Genomic DNA, 13,434 nt, shown 5'->3' with positions numbered 1-13,434 from the left:
CTTCACCCGGCATCTTCTGATTTTCCCGCTTCGATCCGAGGCTGCGGAACCCGTCGCGTAACAAACCGTGACCGTTTGGCAGCGATCCTTTCGTGACCTTCACCTCATTCGTCCTGCTGACACGTTTTACGTTTCCCGCGTCGGGATGAACTTTCGATACGTGTCTGACTCATTGTGCTGGCTGCGTAGCAGGTGACTCCATCGCTGCTTTGAGCTTTTCTTCGGGAATCGATTCATGAGACAACACGACCAAAACAGGATTTTTCAAGCAGACCCGGGCGACTTCACGAAGGTCGTCGGCTGTCAGCAGATTGATCGCCCGCTGGAAATGGGCAGGTTCATCCTGACCAAGCTCATAAAGCTCATTGAGCGAGGCATCCATCGCGCGATCACCATTGGTCTGCTTTGCCATAAATTCGTCGGTGAGCACCGCAGCCTTGGCGCGGCGGAGAGTCACATCATCCACGAGAATTTCACGCGCACGCTGGATGACGCTGACCGATCGCTTGACCGCTTCGGGTACAGAAGCAGGCTGCGTGTTAAAGAGCAGAGCGAAATAGCCGGGAATCAGCCCCGTCGCATATCCCGCCCCGACCGCGTAAACCAATCCCGGCCCGCGGCCGCGCAGTTCCTCATCAAGCCAGCCGGTCGGAAACGAGCTGAGCACGCGCGAGAGCACCTGAATCTTCGGGTAGTCCGGATCCTTGCGCGTACCAGCCGGGCCGTAACCGATGATCACCGCCGCCAGCGGTTTGTTCGTCGAGAACTGAAGTATCTTTGCCTGCGGCGTCGGAGCCGGATCGATGTGCGACTTTTCCAATGGGTGAGCAGGCAGATCAGCGAACCGCTTTTCGATTTCTTTTTTGACGGCCTCAGGTTCCACGTCGCCGAAAACGGAGATCACCGTATCGGCTGCGCCCAGATGTCGTTGGTAAAAGTCCGCGAGTTGTCCGGTCGTGAGTTTGTCCACGACCTCAGCTCGCCCCAGCGGCAACTGCGACCAGGGATGGCTGCCGAAATACGCCTCGCGGAACTTCGTCCGCAATTCGCCGGACCAGGTGTCATTTTGCCGGGCAATCGCCGCGACGATGCGGGGCCTGAGTTTGGCCCACTCATCATCGGGAAACGACGGATTAAGAGTGACATCTGCAAAGAGATCGAGCAGCCGGGGCAGGTCTTCCTTCAGTGCCAAGCCTCTCGTGATCGAGGTGTTGTTGCCGCACTGCGTGTCGAGAGCTGCGCCCAGATCTTCAATTTCCATAGCGATCTGCTGGGCTGTTCGAGTCTTCGTGCCCTTCATGAGCATCGTCATCGTCGCGCTGGCGATCCCCTCTTTCCCCGGTTCATCAGCGAGCAGCCCGCCCAACTGATACATCTGCACGGCCACGGCAGGGACTACCGTGCTTTTCTGAACCAGCAGCCGCAGACCGTTGGGCAGCACATAGCGGTGGATCGGCCCAAGCGTGATGGCTTCATTCGAGCTGCGCTTTTCAGCAGTCGCTTTCCTGATACGTGCAATGAGCTGCGAATTATCGAGATTGACGGCCTCGGTCATCCCGTCCGGCTTGCCTTCGTCGGCAGGTCGCGTCATCGGAGGGAGCTTCTGCCCCCGCGGTTGCGGCATCAGCCGAATGGTGATCAGGCGGTTTGGATCAAGAAACTTACGGGCGGCAGCCTGCACTTCTTCAGCAGTGATCTTCTGGATGGAGTCGGAGTAGTGCTGGAAATAGTCGGGGTCTCCCGTTCCGATTACATCGGAGGCCAGTTGATTGGCGATCGCCTGTACGGACTGCCCCTCGTAAACCGTCCGCGCCAGAATCTGCCGCTTGGCGCGGGCGAGTTCCTCCGGCGTGATCCCCTCCTTCACGACACGCTCGACAACCTGATCGATCGTATCCTTCACCCCTCGCGCAGCGGCATCCCATCGGGCTTCAGTCGTGAGTTTCTGCTGAGCCTGATTCTCCGCAGGGGAGCCGTACGTGTCGAAGGCGTGTTGCGAAATCTCCGCGTCGATGCCGAAGAACCCTTCACCCCACGTGTAGCTGAGGTTGTAGGCATCAATTCCGTTCACGACGCGGCTTTGGTCGCGGACATTGCGGACCAACCGGCTGGACTCGCCCTGCCCGAGAATTACCGCCAGCACATCCAGCGCATAGTCGCCCGGTGCCGCGACGCGCGTCCCCGGCCAGGCGAGACGAAGCCGCGGTTTATCCATGTCAGCGGTGCCGGTCGCCTCACGCGGCGAGTCGATCTCCGGCTCGATGGGGAACGAAAGCTTCGGCAAATCACGCGGCTCAACCTCTGCCCACAACTGCGCGATGTGGTCCACGACGCGATGCTTATCGATGTCGCCCGCCACGACGAAGACCATGTTGTTAGGGACGTACATCCGCTTGTAAAAGGCGTAGATTTCATCGCGCGTGATTTTGAGGTACTCATCGAGGTAGCCGATGGTCGGATGCCTCGCGGGATGCTGGCGATAGCGGACCTGCTGGGTGATCTTCCAGAAAATCCGCCCCGGCTCTCCATTGCCCATGTCGAACTCGCGCTGGATCACGTCACGCTCCCGCGCGTATTCAGCCTGAGTAATCAGCGCGTTCTGCATCCAGTCGCTCAGCAGTTCCACCGCGGTATCGGTGTGCTCACGGGTGGTGTTGATGTAGTAGCGGACGTTGTCGAGGCTCGTCGAGGCGTTGATCTGAGCGCCGATGTTGCCGAGCGTTGCGTTGTTTTCCTCTTCGGTATGAGTGGAAGTCGATCCGCCCGAAAGCAGGTGTTCGAGGAAATGGGACAGGCCGGCCCCGACATGTTCCTGCTCGTAAACCGATCCCGTTTTGACCCAGACCTGTGCGGAGACCACCGGTGCGGTGCGGATTTCCTGTGCGATCACGATCATACGGTTGGGAAGCACTGCCACGATGCGGTCGGGACGTTCCTGCAAGGTCTGATACTCCTGGGCGGGTTGGGCAGGCGTGGTGCGGAAGGTGGCCGGCTGAGTGGCGGGGTTGGTGCCGCGAGCGGTTTCAGGGTGTACCGGCTGCGCAACGGCCGCAAGCGGCAATCCCATCACCAGAGCCAGCGTCAGCGTTACAGCGATCCGCTTCGTACAACGAAAAATATTTGTCATGTAAACCTTCCGTGGCGGCAAAAACGTCGGAACGACGCGCTTCCAGCCGACGCATTCTATAGAGGTCGAGCTTACCGGGTGCATTCACGCGACAGGAGAAGTTGTCCGATGAATGAGCAGCACCGACGCATCGAGGGGGTGTGTCGGCGGCTGGTAAGCGGGCGGATTGGCCGTATAATTCCGCTCCGTCGCCACCCTAGCTCAGTGGTAGAGCAGCGCTTTCGTAAAGCGCAGGTCGTGGGTTCGAATCCCATGGGTGGCTTTATTGCCGCAGATAGCCGCCAAATCGTCAACTACGAATACCCGCCGCATTTCGATCCATTGCCAGACTATCAGCGAATACCGCGGTACACCTTCGCATCTGCCGCTGCGGTACGGGGACGGAGACGTTCCGCACTGACCAACGGCGTGTTGCCGTCATAGCACGCATCGCCGATAGTTACGAGGTTATTCGATCCGCGGCTGTGGCCGTACTCCTCGCCGTAATAGGTCCATAGTTCTTCCACCTTCTGATCGAAGTACGAGCGCGGGCGGATGTCGCCCTGCTCATCGCAGTAGAACGCGAGGATGTTGTCCGCATCACGGCGAAGCCGCCGTTCGATATTGCCCCGCATGTCAGCCGAATAAACACAGGGGTTCAATGCTTCGTTGAAGTGTTCGGACACAAACGGCTTGAAGATCGGCGCATCAGGCTTCACGTAGTCGTTAAGCCGCCAGTATTCACCGTCACGGACCAGCAGCGGCTGCTGAATTTTGCCGTGTAGCCGGACGCGCTGGGTGAGGTTGAAGTAGAACTTCATGCCGATGTAGTTAGCCGCAAGGTCAGCATTGGAATAGACCCCCGCCGCGATATTCCCGATGAGGCCGCCCTCGGAAAGGATGCCTTTGGAATAAGCGCGGATCGCACCCTGGGCCGCCTCCTCCTGGGTATCGCTGCCGTCGTTCATTGCGCGTTTGAAATAGCTGTACCCGATTTGATGAAAGTGGCCGATCTTGTCAAGGCCGAAATAGATGCCGTAAACCTTGACCGTCGAATTTTTGGCAACCAGAAAAGCGTTGCGTGGATCAATCGGCAGATGGGCGAAGGAGTAGATCGACCTTGAAGGCGCGTAGGCAATGACCTTGCCGGCATAGCGAGCGCGGGCTTCATCGCTCTTGAGGGTTTTTTCGAGGGAAGATGCTTCGACGAAACCCAGGCCATACTCCTTGGCGACCTGACCGGCGATGTACTCCGCCGAGTGCAGACGCTCAAGCTCGTCGCCGTCATTTTCCTCAAGCGCTGCCTGGATTTTTTTATTGGTGGCGTCCCGGAGTTCCGTCAGCGTCAGGTAAAGGTTCCCGGAAAAGAAGTCGCCCAGGTCAGCAAACTCTTCACCGGCCGGGAGCGTGAACTGATCGGTCTCATTCGCCAACGTCCGTGGAGTAAACGTGACAACCGCCATGAGGGCCGCAAGCAGCAGGAGAGTCTTGTTCATGAGGGTTCCATCCCAATCGAGCAAGGGAGAACGACAGCCGTGGACGCTCGCAGGCCGCGGCCGAGTGGACTGACACGAGAACGTCTTTCGCCACGGATGGGCCACCCGTAGCACGGCTGCAAGAATCGCCTGTATGAGCGTCGGTTATCGGCTACTGCCAGCTTCGGTTTTTTCGTACTTATCTGCACGGGTCGGTTTCCATTCCGCAATGGGTGGTTCACGGCGTCTGTGAATTCCCGTCGTGGCCGATTGACTACGATGAGATGACCTGTTTCCAGCCGCCGGTCGAAAAACCACGGCTTACTCCGAGGCGTCTTCATGGCGGATTCCGCTGCATCAACTCCGTCACCCCCCTGCCGATCACGTCGATGGGCACACGGCCTGTGGCGCTGGGTGCGCCGCGGCCTGCTTGTGCTGGCGGTTTTTGTGCTGCTTTATGCCTTCGTGCTGCCGTGGTATGTGCAGAGAAAAATCGTCACGGCGCTGCACGAGGCCGGTCTGAGTGATGCTTCGATCCACGTGCAGCGGATTTCACCCTGGCGGGCGGAGCTGGCGGGATTACAGGTCGGCAGAGAGACGGGACTAAGTGTCGGCAGCATTGCTGTCACCTATGAACCCGACGTGATGGGCACCGGCAAAGCCCACACCGTGACCCTCGACGGAGCGGAGCTTCGCATGGCCATCCAGGATGGCAAGCTCGACCTGGGACCGCTGGCCAATTTCCATGCAACGGACGAACAAGATGGCAGCCCCTTCAGCCTGCCGGTCGAGCGCGTGGAGCTGCGAGCCTCGTCGGTCGTGGTGGAATGGAACGGCCAATCGCTCCGTTTTCCGCTGGCGGGCACCATCGAGCAGCGAAAGGCCGGGCACCTTGAGTTCAAGGCATCCGTGGTGATCGCTGGAGTGCCCCTCACCCTCAACGGCACGCTTTCTGAGAACGGACGACCCTCGCAAGCAGCCACGGCATCCGCCCCATCCGGCTCGGTGTACCAACTCCAGGCGGATGTCAGCGCCTTCGGACAGATCGTTCAGGTGGAGTCCTTTTACAACCCGACAAATGGGGAAATGATGCTCGACGCGGGACTGAAGCACCCCAGCTCCACCAGCAAGCCCAACGCCTCTGGCAAACATCCCAATAACCGATTGCACCTCAACGGTAACTTCGCCGGCAAGGCTGGGCGACGAGTGCTCACCCTTTGGGCGAGTCAACCGCGATGGACGTTTGCGCTACCCGACAACAATCAGGCAACGATGGACGAGTTTCGTTTCACCATTCGCCTTGAAAACATTGAAAACTCATGGACAGCAGATGTTTCGTCGTCGTGTCGATCGGTTTCTGTGGGCAATACCGCCATTCAACAACTCGTTCTATCGCTGAGTCATGGAGACCGTTTCCCTAATGAAACGACTGCGACACAACCCGCGGAAAAATCTTACTCCGCAATGCGCAACGCATGGGCTGTCGCGCTGACCACAGGCCCGATCGAGCATAAGAGTCAAGCAATGGCACTTTCGATCAACACACTCAACGCGGTCGGCGACCTGAACTGGCGCGGATTCTCGACTCCGGATTTTGCCGGCCGGCTTGCGATCCGTGGCGGCTCGTTCACCCACACAAAGTCGGGCGTATCCGTCGCCGATCTGGACGCAGATATTCCCATCCATCAAGGGAGAACGGATTCGAGCGCCGGCATCTTCAAGGCTCCCGTGATTCACTGGCAAAACCGCACGCTTCCATCGCTCGCGGGAAACCTTCAAATACAAGACGGCAAACTCACTGCTGGCGCACGCTGGCCGTTGTTGAAAGAGGCACCGATCGATCTGGCGGCACAGGTGAACATCGACTCCCTGACTCCCACAGGCACGCTGACCGCCAGGATGCCGGAGTCCACCATCGAAGACGAGTCCCAACTGCGCAAGCTGATCCCTGGCGACACGCTCGATGAAACGGACATCGACGGGAAGGTGAGCCTTGACGCATCGTTGACGTTTGGAGCAGGTGCTGTAACGCCGCGTGCGAAGCTGACGCTCAACAACGTCAATCTCCGCAAGAACGCGGATGAGTTCGCCGTCGAGGGGATTTCCGGCTCGGTCACGCTTGACAGCCTCGTTCCCACGACGCTGCCGGACCAGGAGTTGACCGTCAAAAAACTGAAAATGAAAAAGCTCGTGCTCAAGGATGGTACGGTTGCGTTTCGGGTCGAGTCGCCGGACTCGATTCTGATCGAGCGGACGGTCTGGGGTTTTGAGGACGGCCAAGGCTCGTTGCACATCCACGCGCTTCGTTACCATCCTTCGCAGGAGCTTGCTGAGTTCGAAGCGTTCATCGAGAACATCAACGTCAAGCAGTGGATCGCGCTGATGACCGGCGACAGTGCCGTCGGTGAAGGATTGATGTACGGTCGGGTGCCCATCATTTTTCACACCGGCAAGCGGAAGCGGATGAAGTTTGGGCGCGGATTTCTATACGCGAATCCCGGCACGGGCTGGTTTCAGATCAAGAGCCGCACCTGGCTCGATCAGGCGGTAGGACAGGCGTTGCTGGACCCCGGTGCGATCGCAGCGGAAGTTCAGGCCCGCATCAAAGAGGGATTGGGAAACTTCGAGTACTCCTACCTGACCTTTGATTTCGTCCCCGACCCTGAAGGTCTGCGCTGCGTATTGGTAGTCAAGGGAAAAAGTCGCAACCTGGACAAGCCGGTGAACTTCCAAGGCATTACAATCAACATCCGCGGATTAGAGGAAGCCATCAACGCCAACCTCGGCTTCGGGGAGCTTGCACCATGAACGAGAGGCCCAAATTGAAAATAGTGATCCCCCTGATCGCTGCGTCGGCACTGCTGAGCGCAGCAGCCTGCACCCATCATACGGTTCACATCGACCCGATCGAGGTGAAGCCGATGACGCTCAACATCAATATCCGTGTGCAGAAGGAGCTGGATGAGTTTTTCGACTTTGATCAACCCGCCGCCAAGCCCTCCTCTGCTGAGTCAGCGTCAAACCGCCCTGAAGGAGCCACTCAATGAAACGCCACCTGACTCCCGTTCTGCTTTTGGCCGGTCTGCTCGCCACACTGATGATCACGGGGACAGCCCGTGCCGACCGCGAAGCTGACCTGAAGGAAAGTTTCAAGGAGCGGCTGCCACGGCTGATCGAAGCGAAAAACGCCGGCAAAGTCGGAGAGACTTACCTTGGCTACGTCGAAGCAGTCACGGGTGCTGCGGCCTCGGACGCGACGATCCGGGATTTGATCAGCCAGGAAAACAAGGATCGACGGGAAATCTACACGATCATCGCGGAGCGTCAGGGCACCACCGTCGAAAAAGTAGCCGCACTGCGCGGTGAGCAAAACTTCCAGCGTGCCCAGCCAGGCCATTACCTCAAGGGGCCTGACGGCAAGTGGACGCAAAAGAAGTAAAATCCCCCGCGACACACACGGATGATCCAGCTATTGTTTGCCTGCGACCGTTCGCGACTGGGTCAATCAGCGCCACTTTAGCTCAGTGGTAGAGCAGCGGTTTTGTAAACCGCAGGTCGAGGGTTCAAATCCCTCAAGTGGCTTTGCCTATCAACCGCATCGCCGCCTCGCATCCGAAGAAACCGAGACGATCGCCTGTCAGCGTGGAGTTATTCCGCGTGATTTTTGGCTGCGGGTAATTCAAGGATCATCACGCTCATCGGATCGATTGTCTTCTCCTGAGCTGGTGCAGCCACGGAGAGCGTCGCCTTTTGAGCGGCCGGATTTACCACGATGATGAGCAGTTGATCGCCTTCGCGGACCGCCTTGCCGTAGAGTCCCTTGGGCAAGTCTTTGAGTACCGTCGCGGTGACATCCTCACCTTTCTGAAGGCGTGGGCCGGTCTTCGCAGCCTCATGATTCAACGCCTTGACGCTCTGCCAAAGCTCTGGCTGGACCTGGGCGATGGTCTTTTTGGGATGGCCTGTCACCGAGCCGTAGGAGTAGTAACCGATGCCATCCGCACCCTCGACCAGCGACAGGTAAACCATCACGCGCAGCTCCGCAGGTGTCGGGTAACGGTCTTTGAGATCCCACGAAAAAACCTGAAGGATGGGAATGAGCGGCTTTTTTCCGTCCGTTGCTATGCGGGCACGAGCGACGGCATCGCCAACGGTGCTCACCGGCTGATAAGGCACGGGATACAAATACGGCGCGGAAACTTCGATCGCTGCGACCAGATCGTCATAGGTCGCCTTTGACGGCAGCTTGCCTGCGATGACGCCTTCAGGTTCATTCTCCCAGTAGCCGATCGCGTTCATGACCGGACGCCCCGGAATCGCAGCGCGGACCTTATCGTTGGCTTCCTGGGTCTGCTTGACGAGGTTGTCCTTGAAATAAAGGGCGGGGCTGTCCGCACTGATCGCCAGGAAGACACCTCCCAGCTTGTCCATCTTTCCGCTCACATGGGCTGCGGTGTAGAACCCCTGCTCACGCAGGGCATCCGCCTCGGCTGGCGCAACCGTGAGCACATTGAAGCCAAACTCGTGAAGCTGCTTGAGCGTTGCTGCATCGGTCGGCGCGTCATAAAGCAAGATGGGGAAAAATGGTTTGTCGTTAACGAGGAAGTCACCGCGATCGTCAAACCTAACGCTTGAGATGGCGGGCAGCGCGTTTTCTTTGACTGATGCGGCATCCGCGGCAGGTCCGTCGGCTGCGCGGGACGGAACCGTGATACCCAGCGAAAGACCAAGAATGGCGAGAGCAAGGCATGTGCGTTTGATCATGGTTGGATTTCCTGATTCACATCCGAACAGAGACGGATGGGATACTTCTGAGGATAGCAGGTTAGCGGGCGGGTTCGTACGCTTTGATCCTGTCTGGATTTATGCAACTTGTCAGGAATAGAAAGCTGCGTTATTCTGATGGGCTTCCCGTTCGTGTCAATATGATTGTGTCACTGCCCGCTGCTGCACGCCGCGAGCGGGTTTCCAGGAGCTTACCGTTCATGGCCGAGTCGAACACCTCAGCGATGCTGGATCATTCGTCGGTGCGAGATACCGCGACCTCTCAGAAATACCTTGACATCGGCCACAAAGCTGAGACCAAGGGCGATCGCGCCGCGGCAATCGAAGCGTATGAAGCTGCCTACGCAGCCGACCCGGATAACAGCGATGTCTGTTTCCGACTCGCTTACAACCTCGACCTCATCGGCGAGGAGGACGAGGCTCTGCACCTCATGGAGCAATCGGTGCAGACTCCCAGCCCGTCGCTCAACGCTCTGATCAATCTCGCGGTGATGTACGAAGACCGCGGGCAATACGCAGCGGCGGAGCGCTGCATCCGCCAGGTGCTGACCACCGATCCCAATCACGAGCGGGCAAGGCTTTACATCAAAGACATCCTCGCCAGCAAGAGCATGCAGATCGACGACGATCAGGAAGATCGGCTCGCCAAGCAGAGTGCCCTGCTGGAGACGCCGGTGACCGACTTCGATCTGACGGTACGGGCACGCAATGCGCTGCGGAAGATGAACATCCGCACGCTCGCGGACCTGCTCAAAGTCACCGAAGCGGAGCTGCGTAATTTCAAGAACTTCGGCGAAGCGAGCCTTGAGGAAATCCGAACCATGCTCGCGCAGCGCGGACTGCGGCTCGGACAAGCCGTTGAGCAGCAGCAGAATGCCGCCAAGCAAGCCGCCTACGACCAGATCAAGAGCCAGACCGGACAGGATGACGCGGTGTTCAATCGCTCGGTCAACGACCTCAACCTCTCCGTCCGTGCCCGCAAAGCGCTGGCGCTGCTCAATGTTCAATCCATCGGCGATCTGGCGACACGAACCGAAGCTGAACTCATGGGCGTCAAGAACTTCGGCATGACCAGCCTGCTCGAAATCAAAGACAAGCTCGCCGATATGGGCCTTAGCCTGCGGAAACTTGAAGAATAGTTCGCATCATCGCAGTACGGATCTGAAAACCGTCGGCATGCGCGACGGTTTTTTATTTCAACTGATCCGTCTCAATCCGCATCAGCGTGAACGGATAAATTGTCGTCGCGTACACCGTGCCGTCGTGCGCGACGATCGTCGCCATCACCACATACATGGGCGTCATCGTGCCATCGGGCAGCGTGTGGTAGCCGTGAATCGGCCGAAGCGATCCGTCGGGGTTTTTGGCCTGCGGGGCCTTGAAATCAAAGAAGTCCGGGTTTTTCAGACCCAGCACCCCCAGATCGGACATGGTGCCTGCTTTGGGATCGTAGCGCACGAGGTGAAAGAGCGAGCCGCCGCCGAAGCCGGTCCCGTTGGTGATGCCGACTGATGAATACACGCAGCCATCGGGCGCAATGGCGATTGAACCGCGAGAGTCGGGATTTTTCCCTTCGATGCGGTTGCCAAGGCTACGGGCTTTCACAGGTTCGCCAGTTTTACCGGAGAGATCGATTTCAAACATGCGCAGATCGTTAAGCGTCTGCATATACGCAGTCACTCCGTCGGCTGCGAGCCGCCAATCGGGGTGAACTCGACGGTGGGACGGTTCCGTGATGCCTTCGTTGAGAACTTCCGCCATCGGCTTGCCGTCAACCAGCAGAGGATCGACCGTCACCTTGTCGGTACTCGGATCGTAGCGGGCGATTTTGTATTCCGAGGTGATCGCCGCCGCCCTGCCGTAACGATCGACCAGCGTGTTGGGCTGATCTTTGAGTGCGAGACCGGGCTGAAGCTCGCGGAATTTTTTCTCCGGATGCTTCGTGTCGTAAACCATCCAGTGCTGATCTTCGCAGGTAATGACGTAAATCAGCCCGCGTGACTCGTCGGCGGTCACGTCAATAACTCCCTGGCCTTCAGTCTCCCGGGGCGCGCCGGCGGGTTTGCCGGCATCGAGCCGCGGATCACCCAGCGGCATCGGCAAGCCGAGGTTTTCCGCCTTGCCCGTGGCGGGGTCATACACGATGACATAGCCGCCCTGATACACGGGTATCTTTTCGCCGCGTGCGAGCATTTCTTTTTCAGCCGCGGTGGGATAGCCCTGCTTGGTTCCCACGTAAATCTTGCCCGAAGGTCCGACATAGTTTCGCGTATGGATTTTCGACTGGGCCGCGTAGCCGGTGGGAGTCACCGGCAATCCGACAACTTCGTGCGTGCTGAGCACAATCTTCATCTGCTCGGTTTTTGGATCAAACTCGACCAGATACGAGCCAATACCGTATGCGGCGGTGCCGACGTAAATATTGCCGTTATTGCCTTCACAGAGTGAGAAATAACCAGACTCCTCCGTGGTGGTCAACGGCGGGATGTGGTAGGCCTTGGCCCAAACGTACTTGAACGGAGCCTTGGGCGGCGCGGCAGGCTTCACCTCTTCCGCGCGAGCGGCCACAACCACCAAAAGCATCAGCAGTGCACAAACCGCACGGCAAAGTTTCATGGGTATCTCCTCGGAAGGAATGTTCACCGACTCACTTCAACTGGTCTGCTGCGATGTGCAGCAACGTGTAGGGGTACAGGATCGTCGCGTAGAGCGATCCATCTCCTGCAGCGATAAGCCCCATGTGAGCGTGCAGCGGAGTGAGCGTGCCGTCAGGCAGCAGGTGGTAGCCATGCGTCCATGGCCGAACTTTGCCCGCAGCATCCACAGCTCCCTGCGGTGCACCTAGCGGCAGGCCGTAAAAATCCGGATTCTTCACTGCCAGCACACCGAGAGTTTCAATCTTGTTGCTCGCCGGATCGTAGCGAAAGATGTAGTGAAGATAGCCAGCACCGAATCCCGTCTTGTTATCCGTCCGGGCGGTGACGTACACCCGGCCATCCCGCGCGATAGTCAGCGATGAGCGGGAATCAAAACCCGGCAGATCGGTCAGCTTTCCGAGATTCGTCACCGTGATGGCGTCTGTTTCATCACCACCCAGATCGATTTTCAGCAGTTCCGGGTGATTCATTCGAATGAGATACGCCGTGCGTCCGTCCGAAGCCATATTCCATGTCGGAATCCATCCCTGATCGCCAAGTTTGGCGACGAAAGGTTTGTCATCCATCTTGAGCGGAATCACCTTCACCTCCCCGGTGTCAGGGTTGTATCTCGCGATGGAGTAGTCGTTGGTCAAGGCGTTGGCGCGGCCTTTATTGTCAATCAGAGTCGTGGCGTAACTGTAGAGCCGCAGCTTGTCGTTGATCTCGTGATATTTTTTCTGCTTCAGGTCGTAGGTGAGCCAGTGTTGATGCTCACAGGTCACGACGTAAATCAACCCACGCTTCTCATCAGCGACGGTATCGATTACGCCTTCGCCATCCTTATAACCGAGTGCTGCGAGCTTTTCGCTCCAGGGCATCGGCTGGCCATGACTGGTCACGTTGCCAGTCGCAGGGTCATACGTCAGGACGTAGCCTCCGAGATATCGCGGCACACCTGCCTTGATTTCCGCCTCGGTGGGATAGCCCTGCTTCGTACCTACGTAGATCGTCCCGCTGGGGCCGGTGAAATTCCGTGTGTGAATCTTGGCTTGGGCTGCGAAGCCGGTAGGTGTAAGCGGCAGTCCCAGTGTGCGATGAACGTCAATGACGGTTCGCATCTTCTGAGTCTTGGGGTCGAACTCAACCAGATAAGCATTCCGCCCGTATGCTGCGGTGCCGACGTAAATCTTGCCATCGATACCTTCGTTAAGAGAAAAATAGCCCGATTCATCCGTCGTAGTTTCGGACGGGATGTGGTAGGCTGTGCCCCATAAATATTTGAATGGCGCTGGCTGCCCGAATGAGACCACAGCGAACAGCGAAGCGATCAGAAACGCGAAACCCGTATTGCGAAGTTTCATAAGCTCGGCCCTATCGGTATGAAGTTGGCGCGTTGTCGTGGTCTCTCTACCTGCGAAGATTCATCATG

Annotated in this window: 9 protein-coding genes and 2 tRNA genes; 6 read left to right on the top strand and 5 right to left on the bottom strand. The window is 58.0% G+C overall.

Annotated features, from left to right (window positions below):
* Positions 1-169 precede the first annotated feature (169 nt).
* Complete coding sequence (locus tag IT444_07310; GenBank protein MCC7192574.1) at positions 170-3,127, bottom strand: insulinase family protein; 2,958 nt, start codon at positions 3,125-3,127, stop codon at positions 170-172.
* A gap of 190 nt (positions 3,128-3,317) precedes the next feature.
* On the opposite strand from IT444_07310, the gene IT444_07305 reads away from it, so the two are divergent.
* A tRNA-Thr gene (locus tag IT444_07305) sits at positions 3,318-3,389 on the top strand.
* A 70-nt stretch (positions 3,390-3,459) separates the two neighbouring features.
* Here the strand turns inward: IT444_07305 and IT444_07300 are convergent.
* Positions 3,460-4,602, bottom strand: coding sequence for a hypothetical protein (locus IT444_07300; GenBank protein ID MCC7192573.1), 1,143 nt, complete (start codon positions 4,600-4,602; stop codon positions 3,460-3,462).
* A gap of 318 nt (positions 4,603-4,920) precedes the next feature.
* Here IT444_07300 and IT444_07295 point away from each other — a divergent pair, with 318 nt between their 5' ends.
* The 4 genes from IT444_07295 (at position 4,921) to IT444_07280 (ending at position 8,163) form a co-directional block, all read left to right on the top strand.
* Positions 4,921-7,389 carry a hypothetical protein gene (locus IT444_07295; protein ID MCC7192572.1) on the top strand — a complete coding sequence of 823 codons (2,469 nt, stop codon included), beginning with the start codon at positions 4,921-4,923 and terminating at the stop codon, positions 7,387-7,389.
* Positions 7,386-7,628 (top strand): hypothetical protein, encoded by a 243-nt coding sequence (locus tag IT444_07290; protein MCC7192571.1) that lies wholly within the window; start codon positions 7,386-7,388, stop codon positions 7,626-7,628. Before IT444_07295 ends, IT444_07290 begins: the two co-directional genes overlap by 4 nt.
* Positions 7,625-8,020 carry a YdbL family protein gene (locus tag IT444_07285; protein MCC7192570.1) on the top strand — a complete coding sequence of 132 codons (396 nt, stop codon included), beginning with the start codon at positions 7,625-7,627 and terminating at the stop codon, positions 8,018-8,020. The genes IT444_07290 and IT444_07285 overlap by 4 nt, the downstream gene beginning before the upstream one ends.
* A 71-nt stretch (positions 8,021-8,091) precedes the next feature.
* Positions 8,092-8,163, top strand: a tRNA-Thr gene (locus IT444_07280).
* 66 nt (positions 8,164-8,229) lie between these two features.
* Here the strand turns inward: IT444_07280 and IT444_07275 are convergent.
* Complete coding sequence (locus IT444_07275) at positions 8,230-9,345, bottom strand: hypothetical protein (GenBank protein ID MCC7192569.1); 1,116 nt, start codon at positions 9,343-9,345, stop codon at positions 8,230-8,232.
* A gap of 221 nt (positions 9,346-9,566) precedes the next feature.
* On the opposite strand from IT444_07275, the gene IT444_07270 reads away from it, so the two are divergent.
* Entirely contained in the window at positions 9,567-10,505 is a 939-nt protein-coding gene (locus IT444_07270; protein MCC7192568.1) for a tetratricopeptide repeat protein, read from the top strand.
* Between the two features lie 52 nt (positions 10,506-10,557).
* On the opposite strand, the gene IT444_07265 is transcribed toward IT444_07270, so the two are convergent.
* Together IT444_07265 and IT444_07260 are read right to left on the bottom strand one after the other, a co-directional pair.
* Positions 10,558-11,982, bottom strand: coding sequence for a hypothetical protein (locus tag IT444_07265; GenBank protein MCC7192567.1), 1,425 nt, complete (start codon positions 11,980-11,982; stop codon positions 10,558-10,560).
* Positions 11,983-12,013: 31 nt separating this feature from the next.
* Entirely contained in the window at positions 12,014-13,366 is a 1,353-nt protein-coding gene (locus IT444_07260; protein ID MCC7192566.1) for a hypothetical protein, read from the bottom strand.
* Positions 13,367-13,434 lie beyond the last annotated feature (68 nt).

This window comes from Phycisphaeraceae bacterium (assembly GCA_020851465.1).
GTDB lineage: Bacteria > Planctomycetota > Phycisphaerae > Phycisphaerales > Phycisphaeraceae > JADZCR01.
The sequence above is the reverse complement of the archived record's forward strand: the minus strand, read 5'-3'. Positions and strand labels throughout refer to the sequence as shown.